Annotated in this window: 13 protein-coding genes; 12 read left to right on the top strand and 1 reads right to left on the bottom strand. The window is 57.8% G+C overall.

The features are described 5' to 3' along the window. Positions 1 to 74 precede the first annotated feature (74 nt). The 3 genes from GF111_RS02475 (at position 75) to GF111_RS02465 (ending at position 2,437) form a co-directional block, all read left to right on the top strand. Positions 75 to 1,187, top strand: a complete 1,113-nt coding sequence (locus tag GF111_RS02475; RefSeq protein ID WP_047727745.1) for a hypothetical protein — start codon at positions 75 to 77, stop codon at positions 1,185 to 1,187. 2 nt (positions 1,188 to 1,189) lie between these two features. Then, the gene (locus GF111_RS02470; RefSeq protein WP_047727744.1) at positions 1,190 to 1,663 is read left to right on the top strand and encodes a hypothetical protein; all 474 of its coding nucleotides are present in this window, start codon (positions 1,190 to 1,192) and stop codon (positions 1,661 to 1,663) included. 204 nt (positions 1,664 to 1,867) lie between these two features. Beyond that, positions 1,868 to 2,437 carry an ankyrin repeat domain-containing protein gene (locus GF111_RS02465; RefSeq protein WP_047727743.1) on the top strand — a complete coding sequence of 190 codons (570 nt, stop codon included), beginning with the start codon at positions 1,868 to 1,870 and terminating at the stop codon, positions 2,435 to 2,437. A gap of 30 nt (positions 2,438 to 2,467) precedes the next feature. Here the strand turns inward: GF111_RS02465 and GF111_RS02460 are convergent, their stop codons facing one another. Beyond that, positions 2,468 to 4,033: an AAA family ATPase gene (locus GF111_RS02460; RefSeq protein ID WP_047727742.1), complete on the bottom strand. Its 1,566-nt coding sequence runs from the start codon at positions 4,031 to 4,033 to the stop codon at positions 2,468 to 2,470. A gap of 117 nt (positions 4,034 to 4,150) precedes the next feature. On the opposite strand from GF111_RS02460, the gene GF111_RS02455 reads away from it, so the two are divergent. The 9 genes from GF111_RS02455 to GF111_RS02415 all read left to right on the top strand — a co-directional run bounded on the left by GF111_RS02455 (position 4,151) and on the right by GF111_RS02415 (position 16,736). Continuing rightward, positions 4,151 to 4,873 carry a hypothetical protein gene (locus GF111_RS02455; protein ID WP_047727741.1) on the top strand — a complete coding sequence of 241 codons (723 nt, stop codon included), beginning with the start codon at positions 4,151 to 4,153 and terminating at the stop codon, positions 4,871 to 4,873. A gap of 471 nt (positions 4,874 to 5,344) precedes the next feature. Continuing rightward, on the top strand, positions 5,345 to 5,551 hold the full coding sequence (locus GF111_RS02450) for an AlpA family transcriptional regulator (RefSeq protein WP_071845397.1): 207 nt from the start codon (positions 5,345 to 5,347) through the stop codon (positions 5,549 to 5,551). A 24-nt stretch (positions 5,552 to 5,575) separates the two neighbouring features. Continuing rightward, on the top strand, positions 5,576 to 6,487 hold the full coding sequence (locus tag GF111_RS02445; protein WP_154235509.1) for a hypothetical protein: 912 nt from the start codon (positions 5,576 to 5,578) through the stop codon (positions 6,485 to 6,487). After that, on the top strand, positions 6,484 to 6,882 hold the full coding sequence (locus tag GF111_RS02440; protein ID WP_047727738.1) for a hypothetical protein: 399 nt from the start codon (positions 6,484 to 6,486) through the stop codon (positions 6,880 to 6,882). Before GF111_RS02445 ends, GF111_RS02440 begins: the two co-directional genes overlap by 4 nt. A 231-nt stretch (positions 6,883 to 7,113) precedes the next feature. Beyond that, positions 7,114 to 7,980 (top strand): hypothetical protein, encoded by an 867-nt coding sequence (locus GF111_RS02435; RefSeq protein WP_053056815.1) that lies wholly within the window; start codon positions 7,114 to 7,116, stop codon positions 7,978 to 7,980. A gap of 381 nt (positions 7,981 to 8,361) precedes the next feature. After that, a complete protein-coding gene (locus GF111_RS02430) occupies positions 8,362 to 9,255 on the top strand; it encodes a WYL domain-containing protein (protein ID WP_047727737.1) in 894 nt (297 codons plus the stop codon). A gap of 21 nt (positions 9,256 to 9,276) precedes the next feature. Then, positions 9,277 to 12,804, top strand: a complete 3,528-nt coding sequence (locus tag GF111_RS02425) for a helicase-related protein (RefSeq protein WP_047727736.1) — start codon at positions 9,277 to 9,279, stop codon at positions 12,802 to 12,804. Next, a complete protein-coding gene (locus GF111_RS02420; RefSeq protein WP_047727735.1) occupies positions 12,804 to 13,856 on the top strand; it encodes a hypothetical protein in 1,053 nt (350 codons plus the stop codon). The genes GF111_RS02425 and GF111_RS02420 overlap by 1 nt, the downstream gene beginning before the upstream one ends. Then, positions 13,857 to 16,736: a DUF1156 domain-containing protein gene (locus tag GF111_RS02415; protein ID WP_047727734.1), complete on the top strand. Its 2,880-nt coding sequence runs from the start codon at positions 13,857 to 13,859 to the stop codon at positions 16,734 to 16,736. It begins immediately after the preceding gene. Positions 16,737 to 16,744: the final 8 nt, after the last annotated feature.

Below are 16,744 nucleotides of genomic sequence, written 5' to 3'. Positions count from 1 at the left end.
CCACGGACTATATTCGACAATGTCGAATATAGTCTTCATAATCAGCTCAACTTGGGATCAAAGGGAGCTGATGGATGAGTGGACTCTGCTTTCGGATGCTGGCTGGGCTGGCCGTTGTGATGACCGTGACCGGTTGTGTCACGACACAGCCGCAGGCTGACGGCTCGACTAAGGTTCACCTCTCCTTGGGTGGCGTGTCGAAGGCCGGCCAAGGTAACGTGGCACCGCCTCCTACTACCGAGCCTCGCCCAGCCGTCGTTGCCAATCAAGCAAAGCCAGACCAAAGCGCGCCGTCCGGTGCTCCTGGCATCCGTTCAACAGCGCTGGCGGGCGTCTTCAGCAAACATCCCTACGACGGAACACCCAAGACCTACTTCCCCCGGGTCGCTGTCACGGTCACGGACTGGTCTCGCAACGACTGCTGGATCGGCACGGCCACCATTTGGTGGAGCAAGGCCAAGTCCGAAGCCGTGCCCGCCTTTTCGGTGTGCTGGGGACAGTCGGTGGGGTACGCGGTCAACAGCGCCGCCAACCTGCACCTCTTCATGCAGCAGATGGCGGTGGAGCACAGCGGAAATGTCCGTACTGTTGGCCCCAAGCCGCCCATGCTGGTCATCCCCGACCGGCAGCCGATCAGCGAGCGGCAGCAGCTCGCCTTCCAAGGGTTCGTTCAGCAACTGGTGCTCGACACCGGCTGGCAGCCGGGCGCACCGACCAATCTCTGGTTGGTAGGGTATGACGCCAACGCGGTCATCAAGCCAACCGTGCCTCCTGCCTCCAGCAACGGAGCGTCGCAGCCCGTGGACGCCAAGACCAAGGCGCAGCTCGAACAGGCGCTGAGCTGCACTGTCATCGGTCCACGATTTGAACTGGCTGAGTCGCTGCTCAAGCAGTCGGGATGGAATCCCGATCAAGGCGTCACGCCGGTCACGCTCGCCGAGCCGGTCAAGGTCTATGGGTTCAGCGTCCGCAAGGTGGCGGTGTCACGTGACGGTGGTGAGCAAACCTACCGCAGCTACTTGCCTGGCCTCACGGTCCAGCAGCTTGCGCAGTCAGCCTTGCTGAAGCTGGGTAAGGACGGCAAGACCTATGGCCGCTTGACCAAGATCGGCGTGTTGTCGGCTGGCATGGAGGACGGCGAAGCCACGCTGACCTGTACCGTCAACACCGAAGGTTCGGAGGGCTGAAAATGACGATGCAATGTCCGAGCTGCGGCAGCACGCACATCCAGCCAATGGCCGTTGTACATGCGGGCGGCACGCAGCATTTCCACGCTACACACACGGCGGTCACCTCAGACGGGCAGTTTGTTCAAGGCAGCAGCCAGGGCCACCAGTTAACGACGTTAGCACAGCATTGCGCACCGCCAGCTCCTCCGTCACCTTTGCCGTTCATCATTACGTTTGGGCTGGGTGGCGCGACCGTCTATCACGCGGCTACGGTATGCGACCTTTTCGAGCGGGGTTGCCGGGTCGGCATGTCCTTCTGGGCGCTGCTCATCTACAACTGGAAGCAAGCTGCAGTCGGGATTGGAGTCATCGCGCTGGGTTGGCTGCTGATGAAGGGCTGGCATGCCCAGGCGAAGGCATACAGTGCCGCGAAGCGCCAGTGGCAGAACACTTGGTTTTGCCATACGTGCGGGCAGTCCCACTACAACAAGTGATTACACTTGGCAGGTACTGTAACTATCATAATTACAGTAACGACTTACTCTCAGACTGAGGGCTTACAAGCAAAAGCGCTGGCCCTTTGACTTATGGGGCAACTAAAATGGACCCGATCAGTCTTGCGCAGAAGTGGCTAAAGTGTGGCTGATTCTAATTCGGTACTTGAAACCATTTTTCGATACGCATTCAGTGGAGACTTTGTGAGCGGACTGCAGGCACTCATCACGCAGGCATATGAGCAGGCTAAAGCCGGGAATTGGGAAAATTTGCGAGCCGACTGGAAAGACTGCCAAATTCTTGCACGTCGCTGCAGTCGCTTTCAAAAGGAAGGCTCTGGCTGGACTTTCTTGCATCAAGCGGCCTATTTTGGCAATGAACTTGCTTGCCTAGATTTGATAGCCCTTGGCGCGGATGCAGGCATTGTCACTAGTCAAGGAAAAACAGCAGCTGAAATATCTGCAGAGCGGGGCTATCCGGCGCTGGCCGCTAAATTGCAGCGAGCACGGCTAGATTGCGAATCTCTTTGGATTCCGTCGACTGACCCAGACCTCCGACCAAGCAGCAATATGTGGCAGGAGGCCGCAGAACGTTGGTCAACGGAGTCGATTCTTGTGGCATACGCTGGTGGCGTCGTAAAGATTCCAAAGGAAACTAAGTACTATGTTGACTCGTTTGAGCGCATCCTCATCGGCTGGCATGGAAGCTTCAACCCTCCATGCGATATGGATGGTCAGACATTGATCCCAGTCCGCTCCTGCCAAAGTTTTTAGGATGTGTAGGTTTATCGTGAGAGAGTTGATTCATAAGCTAGTGAATCCAATTCCTCTTTTGGGCGTCGCCATATTTGCGGGTAGGTCGCTTACCCGGATGTAATCTCGTACATCCCGAGCCGCCCGTCCCAGCGCCCGTCGCAATGCCAAGCCCAGACTTCGCGGCGGAAGGTGCTTCAGCTTCGCCAGCACGGCCTCGTCGATAGAGGGTACGAATGCAGAACCCCAACTGGCTTCCGCCCGCATCCGTCCGTAGATGTTCTGAGCGATGCATGCGACCTGATCAGGTGTAGGCGCATGGACATGCAGTACCGTGAGCCGCGACAGCAATGGGCTCGGGATGCCATCCACACTGTTTGCCGTCGCGATCCAGTTCACGTGGCTGGCATCGATGGTGAAATCACGAATAGAGAGGTCCGTGAAGGACCGTGCGCTGCGGGGCTCAAGAAGGCTGTATAGCGCCGCCAATGGGTCGTACTGGCGCACCTGCTCAGTCTTGTCCAGTTCATCCAAGACCACGATGGGGTTGGCCTTTGGCTGGTAGGCAAGCAGCTCGAACAGGAGGCCCGGCTCGGAATTGCTCCAGAAGGCTTCAGACCCAGCCAATGGCGAACCGGATTGGGCGCTGGCCATGTCGAACAAACGGAAGGGCAAGGCCAGCCTTTCCGCCAGCCAACGGGCTGCTTCTGTTTTGCCGATGCCCGCAGGGCCGACCAGCAGTAACGGCGACCAGGCCACACGGCCATCACCCATCGCATTGAGGGCAAAGTGATCGTGAAGCACCTCGGCCAGCTCGCTGAAGTTCGGGAAGGCTTGGGTGAACTCTTCGATCAGAACGTCCCACTCGTCGGGCAGCATGCCGAGCATGCGCCGCTCATGGCCGGCCGCCCGGATGCGCTCCGCAATCTGCTGGGCACGCTTGAACTTTTCGTCTGCCTTTGCGCGATGGCGGTCAACAAATTGCTTGAGGCCGGAAGCGTCCAGAAATGTGATCAACGGCGCGTGCTTGTCGTCAATCGTAGTGCCGCTGCTATCGCGTGCGGGGACAGGGCTGTCGGGCAGTTCTCTCTTGGCGGCTTCGGTGCGAGTGGGGGCATCGCTATCAGTGGTGCTGCTCACACGCTCAGCATCCGCCAACTCCAAGGCCTTCGCAGCCCTCTTGAAACGCTGGATGTCCTCTGCGAACAGTCCAACCACTTGCGCGTGTGCGGCGCACCGAGCGCCTTGCGGAGCATTGGCGTCGCCACCGAAAACCGGAGCACCGCACACAGGGCAGCACTGCTGGGCGACGTGCCGAGCCTGTTCCACCACATCGAGCAAGGCGCGCTCGCGCTGGATGCTGGCATCGGAGACCTCGACTCGAACAGCCAGCTTCTCCCTGGTGGCAGTGACACAGAACAGCGGACGGCGCTGGTAGTCACTGCGATGCATCAACCGCTCGCATTGATCGATCAACTCGGCGACCACAGCGAGATGACCTGGGGCGGGCTGAAACACCTGCTTCTCTAGCCAAGGGTGAAGTCGCTTCAGCTCTTCGACGGCCTCTTGGTACTCTCGGCGTCGCATGGGGCGGTACTTTCGTGGCAGGTCGGCCATGGCACTCTCCATCTAACTATAATTTACTATAACAACGTAAACGCAGCATGCCAAGTCTTGGCTGGGTGATGGTCGCCTTGTTATAGTGATTTACTGTTAGAGCAATGTAGGTGCCGTATGCCGACACTTCAGGCCGAACAACTGCGTGCCATAGCAGCCGCACTCATGCGCCTGCGTGGCGATACGCTGAGCTGTGTGGGGATGGCCACCGGTATCCGTCCGGCGAACCTGTCCGTTTGGCTGAGGGGTAAAGAGCAGGTCATTTCTGCCAAGCGCGTGGCGACGTTGATGTATCACCTAGGGCTGGAGGGAAGCAGCCTACGCGCAGACATCCTCCACCAATGGCGGGACGCTGGTGCCTTAGATGACCTGGGACTGGTGCTGAACGCCCTCGTCGGCTCTGAGGCTGTTGTGCTTTACCAGGATGCTCAGCCAGGCCTTATCAAGACCCGGTTCCTGCAAATTGGCGATGTACTTGTCCGCATCGAGCTAACCGCTGGCGTTGCGGCAGCACAGGACTTGGCCGACTTCATTCAGCCGCATCGTGTGATCGCGCTGGCTGAGCCTCTTGCTGCGGTCCCGGTCGAGCCGGTCAGTGCCACGCGTGAAGCATTGCTTACGCTAGCTGAGCAAGCTGCAAATGACGTGGGCGACAACGAGCTGTTGGACAGTCTGCTGTTTCAGATTGGTAATAGCGATTGGCCGACCGCATCAACCAACACCAGTTCTCCCGTCGGTTGGCAAAAACTGGAACAAGCACTACGCGCAGCACTGCATGATGGGTTTGAGCCCAGCGCGATTGCTCAATGGATCTCCGCAGTACGCGATAGCCAGAAATAGGCATTAATTGTTGCAAAAATGCAACGGGCGATGATTTATTTCGCTCGCGCCGCTTTCTGTCCTCTCGCGCTCCACGAATCGCGCAAGTGGCTGTTGATAAAAGACATTTTCCAGTTCAAAAGATGGCGATTCAGGTTTCTAGCTTCTGATTCAAAACAACTGATTCCATATCCGTCATTCGGCGGTGAATGGTCGTTGGTCGGTGAATTCCGAAAAAAGCTACTTTCGTGTCCGTGCCCGAGCGGAAGTCAATCGACCAATGTGAAGTTGAACTGTCCGTTTCATTGGGGCGGCAGTGCTTGCGGTTCTCTGTATGGTCAAAAACATGCCGCTGCACGTTTTTGACAATCGCATCAATTATCTGAATTTGACATGTAAATCGCGGAATATGGCCAAAATCTGAGCCTCTGGACACGCCGACAACGCAGAACGAAGAATTGCCTGTCATCAATCGAAACGATGGGCAATCAAATGAAAAACCGCATCCTCCGGTACAGCGACCTGGAAACCCAGTTGGGCATGAACCGCGTCACCATCTGGCGCAGGACGAGAACAGACCCAACCTTCCCGCGCCCGATCCGCCTGGGCAACTCTCGCAACGCGGCCATCGGATTTCTTGCTGAAGAAATCGAGGCCTGGATTGCACAGCAAGCTGCGACCGCACGGGTGGAGCGCTGACCATGACGGCCGGTGGAGATGCCCGTGAACACCTCTCAATTGCTGATCGTTCGGCGTCGGCACACGGGGAATTTCACTCAAATCCCGAATGCTTTGATTCGCAATGATGAAATCAGCTCGAAATCTCTTGGGGTGATTGTTCATCTGCTGTCACTCCCACCAGGGTTTCGTATCAGCATCGAATTTCTCTGCAAAGCGCGCAAGGAGGGGGAAACGGCAATGCGCAGCGCGATCCAACAGCTTGAGCGGCTGAATTACATGCGAATCGTCCGTGAGCGCTCTGCATCCGGGCGCTTCATCCATTCGAAATGGATTGTCAGTGATGAGCCGATTGTGGACTGGGCTCCATACCTTGAAAACCCACGTGTGGAAGAGCCAGTTCTGGATCACCCAGTTCAGGGCGACCAAGGGGCTACAAACACTGTATTTGTAGAAACATTGGATTCATCAAAGACAACCACTACCGGGCCAGAGGACACGCCTCCTGAGACTGACGAGTCACCGGCCTTGATCATGGACGAGGCGGATGAAGAGTGCTGGTTGTGGTTGTGTCAAAAGCTATCACTCGAACCCCAGAAAACCCGGGATCAGTGCGCGGGTCTCCCCGCATCTGCAGCCCTGGATGTGTTGGCAGAAGTCCTCGAATGCAAGCGCCAAAACAGCATCCGGAAGACTGTCCCCCAATTCCTTGCCTCCCTGCTGCGAAGGGCTCGCCAGGGCAAGTTCAGCCTGTCGGCTGGGTCAGAGCTGCGACGGGACCTTCGGCAAATCATCAGGCGGCAACGAGCCGTGGAAGCCGCAGCTGAGCCCACTCAAGCAATCGTGACGGATCGGCCAGTGGTGGACAGGGCTCGCGCCAGAGAAAGGCTCCAGCAGATGCGTGATGAACTCGCAAAGAAGGCACGGACACCGGCAATGCCACGAGGCACAGCATGAACAACAAAAACTTGGAAAGCCGATTCGCCTGGAGAGATGTCGTGGCGGATGACAAATGGGCAGGCTGGGGATGGATGCAAACCTGCAGCGTGGCGACGGGCAGGGTCAATATCGAATGCGTACAGCAACCAGCTCTTGGTAACGACCGATGCATGCGGCTTTGTCTCATTGCGCTTGATCAGACCACGTTGATCGAATATACGGACACCGGCTTCGTGCTCCGCGAGTATGTGGCCCGACTTTCATTCGATGCTGTCATCGACAGGCTGCGGCAAGTCCCATCAACTCCAGTCCATTTGGCCGCACCGGAATTGCTGAATGGCCTGGCGGATGACGGTCTACTCGTGCAAGTTTTTGGTAATCAGCGGAGGCGTCGTGGGCAATTCACACACTGATTACACAATGTGCGCCACAGTGCCCCCACATGGTTGCCACACTGTTAACACAAGGGTCGGCATCAAATCGGCCAGTTGTTCACACAGTTTCGCCCATTGGTTCGCATGGTTTCAACACACTGTTCACACATTGGAAGGCGGGATCCAGGGGATTTTCCCCTGGCCGACATTTATTGTTGCGACAGCGGCGATAAATATAGTCGGTCACTATGTTTTCAGCGACGGTGCCCCATGATCACAGGCGGCATTCAGTTTGTTCACATATCGGTCTATTCGCTGCACCCACCGAAGAAAACCTCGCGGGGAGCGGACCGGAAATGGGCTGTGCGCGACGTGATTGCTGAGGCCAGCCGCGAGCCGCAAGCCTGCTTGCATGTGCCGAGGCCGAGGCCACCCATCCTGTTGCATGGCCCCAGGCTGGCTGAGCTGGAAGCCGAGATTGGCGCCATTCATGCGCGCAGCACTGACGCGGCTGGTCGCCGTTTGCGAAAAGACGCGTCCGTCTTGCTGGCTGGCGTGGCGTCCTACCCGCGCGGTGGCATTGAGTACGACTACTGGAAGCAATGCACGCTGGAATGGCTGCAGATCGAATTCGGTGAGCACTTGCGTACTGTGGTCGAGCACACTGATGAGACGCACCCGCACTTGCATTTTTATGCTGTCAACCCTGACGGGGGCAACGTCAAGGACTTGCACCCTGGCTTCCGCGCGGCAAAGGGCGCTCAATCGCCCAAGGAGCAACGCCTTGCCTACAACACTGCGATGCGCGCATTTCAGGACCGATTCTGGGAGCACGTTGCCGGGCCGTCTGGTCTCGCTCGTTTGGGGCCGGGCCGACAGCGCATGAGTCGTGCGCAGTGGACGCGGGTGAAGTTCGGGCTGCTGGCGCAGGCCGCGTTGCTCCAGCGTGCGCGTGAGATCACGCGTGGGACGGGGGAGCGTGACAGTCAGCTTCGTTCATTTGCACGCAAGACCATGCTCGAAGCACAGGCACTGATCAAGGAACTTGAAGCACGGGAGGCTCGCGTTCTTGCATTGGAAGCGAAGCTGGGTCTATCGCCACCTGATCCTGGCACAAGCGAGCCCTTCAGGTCATAGCCCATCCAGACTTCAAAACAAAGTTGGACTGGTAGCGCGCCTATCAACGTCCCCCTATGGCAATGGTTGAGACTTTACGTTGCGGCAGGCAACACGGAGCCGCACCTGGGTTCCTGAGATTGATGGAGGGCTGCCTCGGCTTTGGTCAGGGGTGCATACAGTTTCGATGGGCTAAACGGGGCGCTGCTCCTGCAATACGTCCCTGGCTGACTCTTCCTAGCTGACGGCACCTCCCGCCTTTTGGTACTTGCTATAAACTTTCAATCGCGAAATCGTCATCAAAAAGAGCCGACGTCACGTTCATTGTACGTTACATTGACATAGCAATATGATTCCAATAAGCTTCGCCAAATAGGATTGACAAGTAGCGAGAACGCATCAATGTCCGGCGTACAACTTACAGAGATGACTCAATCGCAGCGCGACCGGCTCGCGTTCGTTGAGTTGCGCTTGCGGTTTGTCGGCGAAATCCGTCGTCAGGACTTGGTTGCGCGGTTCGGCATCCAGGCTGCTGCTGCAACCCGCGACCTGGGCCAGTACAAAGAGCTCGGCCCTCGCAATCTGGACTACGACACCAAGGGCAAGGTCTACGTCCGTGGCAAGTGGTTCCGCCCCGTGTTTGATTTCCCTACCGAGCGCGTGCTGACTTGGTTGTCGCAGGGGTTTGGCGACGGTGAGCCCTTGCGGCTTCGCTCCTTGGTGGCCTGCGAGGGAGCGGCTCTGTCGACCAATCTTGATCTCGAAATGCTGTCTGTGCTGACGCGGGCGATCCACAAGAAGTCTGCGGTTGAGATCTCGTACCGGGCGCTATCGAGTGGTTTAACCACTCGTGAGATCGTTCCCTTCGCCTTGGCCGACAACGGCCAGCGTTGGCACGTCCGTGGCTTCGACCGCCGCAGCGGTGACTTCCGCGATTTCGTACTGACCCGAATCGCCGATGCAAGATTGCTCTCTGGTGCGGTGAAGGAGCACGAAACGGCCGACCAGGACATCCAGTGGAACCGGATCACCGAACTCGAGCTTGTGCCTCATCCTGCCAACGTACAGCACCCCGATACCATCGAGGCCGAGTACGGCATGACCGACGGAGTGCTCAAGATTCGAGCGCGGGCGGCGATGGCGGGCTACCTGCTTCGTCGGTGGAACGTCGACTGCACAGAAGATCACAGTCTCAAGGGGGGCGAGTACCACTTGTGGCTTCGGAACCGGCAGGCACTGTACGGCGTCACCAATCTCGTACTTGCTCCCGGGTACGAACCCGAAGAGAAAGCCTAAGCGCACGGCTGGGGAGGACACATGCTCAAACTAGAAGACATCAAAAAAAACGCTGCCATCTCCGGACTTGAGCCTGGGCAGGTGGTGCGCATCGTAACCACGGAGCCCGTGGGCGACAACGCCCTCACCGTCTATTACAAGAAGTCGGAAGGGCAATTGTGCGAGCGGATGCTGTTCCGTACCGATGAGGTCAATCTGTCGCTGGCCGAGGCCGGTCGCCCCTGGGCCTTTGATGCGCCGGGTGAAGACTTCAAGCTCGCCGCCGAAGCGTGGCGGATCAACCTGGCTCACCTGTTCGACCCAATGATGGCCGTCCACACGTCCAACGTCGAGCCGCTGCCGCACCAGATCACTGCTGTCTACGAATCGATGCTGCCGCGCCAGCCACTGCGCTATGTGCTGGCTGACGACCCTGGAGCAGGCAAGACCATCATGGCCGGTCTGTTCATCCGCGAGTTGCTGATGCGGGCCGATGCCAAACGCGTGCTGATCGTGGCCCCCGGCAGTCTGGTCGAACAGTGGCAAGACGAAATGTTCGAGAAGTTCGGCCTGACCTTCACGCTGTTCTCACGAGAGCAGGTCGAGCAGTCGCGCAGCGGCAACCCCTTCGACGACATCGACCTGATGGTCGCCCGGGTTGATCAGCTCTCACGCAATGAAGACCTGCAGGAAAAGCTGCGCCTCTCCCACTGGGACTTGGTGGTGGTTGATGAAGCGCACAAACTCTCGGCCAACTACTTCGGCAACAAGGTCAACAAGACCAAGCGCTTCCAGCTCGGCGAACTGCTGGGCTCGGTCACTCGCCACTTCCTCCTGATGACTGCTACGCCGCACAACGGCAAAGAGGAAGACTTCCAGTTGTTCATGTCCCTGTTGGATTCCGACCGCTTCTACGGCAAGTTCCGAGATGGCGCGCATAAGGTTGATGTCGCCGATCTGATGCGTCGCATGGTCAAGGAAGACATGCTTCGCTTCGATGGCACACGCCTGTTCCCTGAGCGCCGCGCCTACACCACCAACTACAAGCTCTCCGACCCCGAAGCCGCTCTCTACGCAGCCGTCACCGACTACGTGAAGGAGGAAATGAATCGCGCCGATCAGCTCGACGGACAGCGGAAGGGCACGGTGGGTTTCGCCCTCACTTCCTTGCAGCGGCGTCTGGCGTCCAGTCCGGAAGCAATTTATCAATCTCTCAAGCGTCGCCACCACAAGCTGATGCGCCGGGTCGAAGAAGAAAAACTGCGTCAGCGCGGTCAGTCCCTGGCCGAAACATTGAACGGTTACGAATTCAACGGGCGCAATGCACCCGAGGACATCTGGGAGGCCGACGACGCGCTCTCGCCCGAGGACTACGAGAACTTCGAAGAAACCGTGGTTGACCAAGCCACAGCAGCGCAGACCATCCAAGAGCTCGAAGCCGAAATCATCATCCTCGAAGCCCTGGAGGAGCAGGCTCGTCAGGTCGTCCACTCCGGCCAAGACCGTAAGTGGGATGAACTCTCCAAACTGCTGCAGAACAGGCCTGAGATGCACGATGCCGATGGCCGCCAGCGCAAGCTGATCATCTTCACCGAGCACCGCGACACGCTGAATTACCTCGCCGTCAAGATCCGTGGCCTGATCGGCAATGAAGAGTCCGTGGTGATGATCCACGGTGGCGTGAAGCGCGAAGAACGGCGCAAGGTGCAGGAGATGTTCCGCAACGACCCTGCCGTGCGAGTGCTCATCGCTACAGACGCTGCGGGCGAAGGCGTGAACCTGCAGAACGCCAACCTGATGGTCAACTACGACCTGCCCTGGAACCCCAACCGACTCGAACAGCGCTTCGGCCGTATCCACCGTATCGGCCAAACCGAAGTCTGCCACCTGTGGAACATGGTGGCCAGCGAGACCCGCGAGGGAGATGTCTTTCAGCGCCTGTTCGAGAAGCTCGAGGTCGAGCGTGCCGCCTTGGGAGGTCGCGTGTTCGACATCCTCGGCGAAGTGTTCGAAGACAAGAGCCTCAAAGACCTACTGATCGAAGCCATCCGCTATGGCGCAGACCCCGAGGTTCGCGCCCGGCTGCACCGCAAGGTAGAAGGCGCGCTCGACACCCAGCATCTGGAAACCATCATCAAGCGCAACGCCTTGTGCGAAGAGGTGATGGACGAACGCCGCCTGTTCGCCGTCAAGGAGGAAATGGAGAAAGCCGAGGCCCGCAAGCTACAGCCTTACTTCATTCGCTCCTTCTTCAATCAAGCCTTCTTGCAGCTCGGTGGCGAGCTGCGTCCGCGTGAGCAGGGCCGCTACGAGATCACCCACGTCCCGGCCAACATTCGCGAGCGCGACCGCCAGATTACCGGGCGGGATCGACGCAACCTCGACCCTGTACTGCGCAAATACGAGCGCGTTTGCTTCGAGAAGCAGTACGTGCGGCTCGCCGACCGCGTGGGTGCCCCGATGGCGAGCCTGATGCACCCCGGCCATCCGTTGATGCAGTCGGTCACTGATCTCGTCATGGAGCAGCATCGCAACAAGCTCAAACAGGGTGCGGTACTGGTCGATCCGACCGATATGGGCCTGCTTCCTAAGGTGATGTTCATCATCGACCATTGCGTGAAAGAAGGTGCTGATTCGACCCACGTCGCATCTCGCCGGATGCAGTTCGTCGAGATCGATCCGCAGGGCGGTGCGATCAACGCAGGCTGGGCACCTCACCTCGACCTGGAGCCCATCGCCAAAGCAGACATGGCTTTGATCGAGGACGTGCTCGGCGCACCGTGGATCACACAGAACCTTGAGCAGCAAGCACTGGCGCACGCGTCCACCCACCTCGTGCCCGAGCATTTCGACGAAGTGCGCACCCGGCGCGAAAAGAGCGTGGACAAAACACTGACTGCCGTCCACGAACGACTGGTCAAAGAGATCAACTACTGGTCGGACCGCTACATCAAACTGCAGGACGACATCGCTGCAGGCAAGGACGTTCGCCTTACGCTGGAAAACGTCCGTCGCACTATCGATGATCTGACTGCGCGCCGCGAGTCACGCGAGAAAGAACTGCTGGCGATGCGCCATGTGATCTCGGCTACCCCAGTGGTGGTTGGTGGTGCACTGGTGATCCCGGCTGGCCTTCTGGCGCAACGCAAGGGAGATCCAGGTTGGAGTGCAGACGCTGACGCCCGTGCTCGAGTGGAGTGGGTGGCTATGAACGCCGTCATGGATGCCGAACGCGCCCTTGGTCACGAAGTCATCGATGTCTCGGCGCAAAAGTGCGGCTGGGACGTGACCAGCCTGCCAAAAGCAGTAGACGGTAGGTTGCCACCATTACGGCACATCGAAGTAAAGGGCCGCGCAAAAGGTAGCAGCACCATCACCGTTACCCGCAACGAAATCCTCTACGGGCTGAACCAGCAAGACAAATTCATGCTGGCCATCGTGCTGGTGGATGGCGACCAACACGAGGGGCCGTTCTACGTGACCAAGCCGTTCACGCAGGGACCGGATTGGGCTGTGACCAGCATCAATCTCGATCTCAACCAGTTGCTGGCCAAAGCGGAGCGTGCCTGATGGATCAGCACGACATTTTCGACTCGCTGGCCCGGAATGCGTTTGATTTTCTGGAGCGCGCCATCGGCGAGTTCGACACAGCGCCCAAGTATTCTGTCATTCACTTCTGCGCTGCTGTGGAGATGTTGCTCAAGGCTCGACTGATGAAGGAGCACTGGTCGCTGATCGTTTCCAAGCCAGAGCAGGCCAGCCTTGTCAAATTCATGGCCGGGGACTTCGCCTCGGTCACGATGGACGAGGCACGAGCACGCATTCGAGACATCGCGGGCGAAGACATCGCGGACGACGCGTTCAACAGCTTCCGCACCTTGGCCAATCACCGCAACAAGATGATCCATTTCTTCCACGCCGATGTGGACAGTGATGGACAGGCAAAAGCACAAATCGTCGCTGAGCACTGCCGTTCTTGGTTTCATCTGCACCGCTTGTTGAACCGGTGGGATACCTACTTCCGAGAATTTAGTGCAGAAATCTCACGCGCTGACCGCGCGATGAAGGGGCTTCGAAAATACCTGAGCGCCAAGTTCAAGGCCCTCAAGCCGGAGCTGGATGCTGTGCGCAAGGCTGGCAGCAAACCGAAAGCCTGCAGCGCCTGCGGTTTCAAGGCAGCCATTCCCGATGAGCTAGATGACCAGATCGCGTCGCTGCGGTGTCTGGTGTGCGATCACACTGAAACTCAAGTAGAGATCGATTGCCCGCACTGCGACAAGCCTGTCGTCATTGCGAATGAAGGGTATGCGACATGCGAGCACTGCGGGGGCGCAATTGAGCCTGAGCACTTGGTTGACGCACTGACCGATCACGACTCGGCTCATATCGCCATCGCCGATGGGGATGACCGGTGGGAGCCCGCCAACTGCGGGAACTGCGAGGGCTACCACACCGTTGTCAGGCGGGGGGATATCTACTTCTGCGCCAATTGCTTCGACCAGAGCGACCACGTCGAGCAATGTGAATGGTGCAACGAGCCAAATACCGGCGATATGGAACACAGTTACTCAACAGGCTGCAGCCACTGCGATGGCGGGCTGGGCTGGGAGAAGGACGATTAAATGAACATCAAAACACCGAAGAAACTCATCGAAGTCGCGCTGCCGCTCGATGCTATCAATGCCGCTGCTGCACGCGAAAAATCCATCCGGCACGGCCACCCCAGCACCTTGCATCTGTGGTGGGCACGCCGCCCACTGGCAGCAGCACGGGCGGTGATCTTTGCACAGATGGTCAATGACCCTGGCTACCAGCAGGGGGGGGGCTTCAAGTACGGCGTGAACAAAGAAAAGGCCGAGATTGAGCGCGAGCGCCTGTTCAAGATCATCGAAGACCTTGTGCAATGGGAGAACACCAACAACGAAGAGGTGCTGGCCCGTGCCCGAGCCGAAATCGTACGCAGCTGGCGCGAGACGTGTGAGTTGAACAAGGCGCACCCTCAGGCCGCTGAGTTATTCAATCCTGAAAAGTTGCCCGGCTTTCACGACCCCTTTGCTGGTGGCGGCGCACTGCCATTGGAAGCGCAGCGCCTTGGCCTGGAGAGTTATGCCAGCGACCTGAACCCCGTGGCTGTGACCATCAACAAGGCAATGATCGAAATTCCGCCCAAGTTCGCCGGGCGCGCGCCGGTGGGGCCGAAGCTGGCGGTCGATAAACAGGGCAAGCTGTCCGAGGACTGGAGCGGCGCACGCGGCTTGGCCGAAGACGTGCAGCGCTATGGCGATTGGATGAGAAAAGAGGCTGCGCAACGCATTGGACATCTATACCCGCAGGTCGAAGTATCCGCTGAGATGGTCGCCCAACGGCCCGAGTTGAAGCAATATCTGGGCGAGAAACTCACTGTGATTGCTTGGATATGGGCTCGCACAGTTAAAAGTCCAAACCCGGCCTTCAGCCATGCGGAAGTGCCGCTTGTCAGCACCTTTACCCTCTCCAGTAAGGCGGGGAAAGAGGCATATGTGCAGCCTGTGGTTGACGGAGACAGTTACCGTTTCGAAGTGCGCAACGGAAAATCTCCCGAAAGTGTGACAAGCGGGACAACCGCCGGTAAACGAGCCGGCTTCTTCTGCCTATTGTCCCAATCGCCAATCGACTACAAATATATCCGTGGTGAAGGTTCCGCCGGACGAATGGGGACCAGACTCATGGCTATCGTTGCCGAGGGTGCACGCGGACGAGTCTATCTGGCCCCTACACCCGAACATGAGGCAATTGCACTGCAGGCCCGACCCGACTGGAAACCGGAGACGCCGTTACACGGCAAGTGCAGGGTAAATGTCTCGAACTACGGCTTGGATGTCTACGGTGACCTTTTCACCCCTCGTCAACTCGTCGCATTGACCACGTTATCTGACCTAGTGCCTGAAGCAATCGCCCGCGTCCGAGTCGACGCTACTGCTGCAGGCATGGCCGACGATGGTCGTGGTCTTGATGCAGGCGGTTGTGGAGCCACGGCATACGCGGAAGCCATAGGAGTGTATCTCGGATTCCTAGTGGATCAAGTTGCCAACCATGCCTCCACTATTTGCGGATGGAACCACCCAAACACTCAAATGAGGAGCGTTTTCTCGCGTCAAGCAATTCCAATGACTTGGGATTTTGCCGAAACCAATATATTTTCCGACTCATCTGGAAGTTTTAATAATCTATTTGAACGACAGATTAAAGGATTTGACGCCCTGGGAAACAAAGTCGCTGGGCATGCAATGCAAGCAGACGCAGCGAATCAAAATATAAGCGGCGACAAGGTCGTTTCAACAGACCCCCCTTATTACGACAATATTGGCTACGCTGACCTGTCTGATTTCTTTTACGTATGGCTCCGACGAAGCCTGCGGCCTGTATTCCCAAATCTTTATGCCACTGTTGCCGTTCCCAAGGCTGAAGAGTTAGTAGCCACTCCGTACCGTCATGGAACCAAAGACAAGGCTGAGGCATTCTTTCTCGATGGAATGACACGTGCCATGCACAACTTAGCAGAGAAGGCGCACCCAGGTTTTCCGGTAACCATCTACTACGCCTTTAAGCAAAGCGATACACAGGAGGCAGATGGAACAAACAGTACGGGGTGGGAAACTTTTCTAGATGCAGTATTGCGTGCCGGATTTACCCTCACTGGCACATGGCCAATGCGCACCGAAAAGGAAGGGCGCGTTATTGGAAATAATGCCAATGCCTTGGCGTCAAGCATTATTCTTGTTTGCCGCCAGCGCCCACTAAACGCCCAAACAATTAGTCGCCGCGAATTTATCCGCGAACTGAATACGACACTGCCTGAGGCATTGTTGGACATGACACGCGGCGGCGTCAATTCACCGGTAGCGCCAGTGGATCTAAGTCAAGCCATCATTGGGCCTGGCATGGCCATTTTTAGCCAGTACAGCGCTGTGCTGGAGGCCGACGGAACGCCGATGCGGGTGAAGACAGCACTGCAATTGATCAACCGCTTCCTTGCTGAGGACGACTTCGACCACGACACACAGTTCTGCTTGGCATGGTTCGAGCAACTGGGCTGGGCTACGGGAAGGTTTGGCGAGGCTGATGTATTGGCACGCGCCAAGGGCACAAGCGTGAACGGATTGCAAGTATCCGGAGTAGTTGAAAGCAGCGCTGGAAATCTGCGCCTGTTGCGCTGGACCGAAATTCCCAAAGACTGGACACCAGAAGGCGATGCACGTACGCCGGTGTGGGAAGCCCTGCATCAACTTATTCGGGCGCTAAACCAGGATGGTGAATCGGCTGCAGGGGCTCTTTTGGCAAGGATGCCAGCGCGCTCTGAACCGATCCGCGCACTGGCATACCGGCTCTACACACTGTGCGAACGTAAGGGCTGGGCCGAAGAAGCACGCGCCTACAACGAGCTGGTGTCGGCGTGGTCTGGCATTGAACAAGCATCGGCGGAAGCGGGCATCAAAGGCTCGCAAGCGCAACTGGACATTTGATTGGGGAG

This window comes from Serratia sp. HRI (genome assembly GCF_010119335.3).
GTDB classification, from domain to species: domain Bacteria; phylum Pseudomonadota; class Gammaproteobacteria; order Enterobacterales; family Enterobacteriaceae; genus Serratia; species Serratia nevei.
Note: the sequence above shows the minus strand (reverse complement) of the source record. Positions and strands in the feature narration are given on the sequence as shown.

Excerpts from the sequence above, each read along its gene's own strand:
- GF111_RS02475 (WP_047727745.1), top strand. The coding sequence starts at position 75 with ATGAGTGGACTCTGCTTTCGGATGCTGGCTGGGCTGGCCGTTGTGATG.
- GF111_RS02470 (WP_047727744.1), top strand. The coding sequence starts at position 1,190 with ATGACGATGCAATGTCCGAGCTGCGGCAGCACGCACATCCAGCCAATG.
- GF111_RS02460 (WP_047727742.1), bottom strand. The coding sequence starts at position 4,033 with ATGGCCGACCTGCCACGAAAGTACCGCCCCATGCGACGCCGAGAGTAC.
- GF111_RS02455 (WP_047727741.1), top strand. The coding sequence starts at position 4,151 with ATGCCGACACTTCAGGCCGAACAACTGCGTGCCATAGCAGCCGCACTC.
- GF111_RS02450 (WP_071845397.1), top strand. The coding sequence starts at position 5,345 with ATGAAAAACCGCATCCTCCGGTACAGCGACCTGGAAACCCAGTTGGGC.
- GF111_RS02440 (WP_047727738.1), top strand. The coding sequence starts at position 6,484 with ATGAACAACAAAAACTTGGAAAGCCGATTCGCCTGGAGAGATGTCGTG.
- GF111_RS02435 (WP_053056815.1), top strand. The coding sequence starts at position 7,114 with ATGATCACAGGCGGCATTCAGTTTGTTCACATATCGGTCTATTCGCTG.
- GF111_RS02430 (WP_047727737.1), top strand. The coding sequence starts at position 8,362 with ATGTCCGGCGTACAACTTACAGAGATGACTCAATCGCAGCGCGACCGG.
- GF111_RS02425 (WP_047727736.1), top strand. The coding sequence starts at position 9,277 with ATGCTCAAACTAGAAGACATCAAAAAAAACGCTGCCATCTCCGGACTT.
- GF111_RS02420 (WP_047727735.1), top strand. The coding sequence starts at position 12,804 with ATGGATCAGCACGACATTTTCGACTCGCTGGCCCGGAATGCGTTTGAT.
- GF111_RS02415 (WP_047727734.1), top strand. The coding sequence starts at position 13,857 with ATGAACATCAAAACACCGAAGAAACTCATCGAAGTCGCGCTGCCGCTC.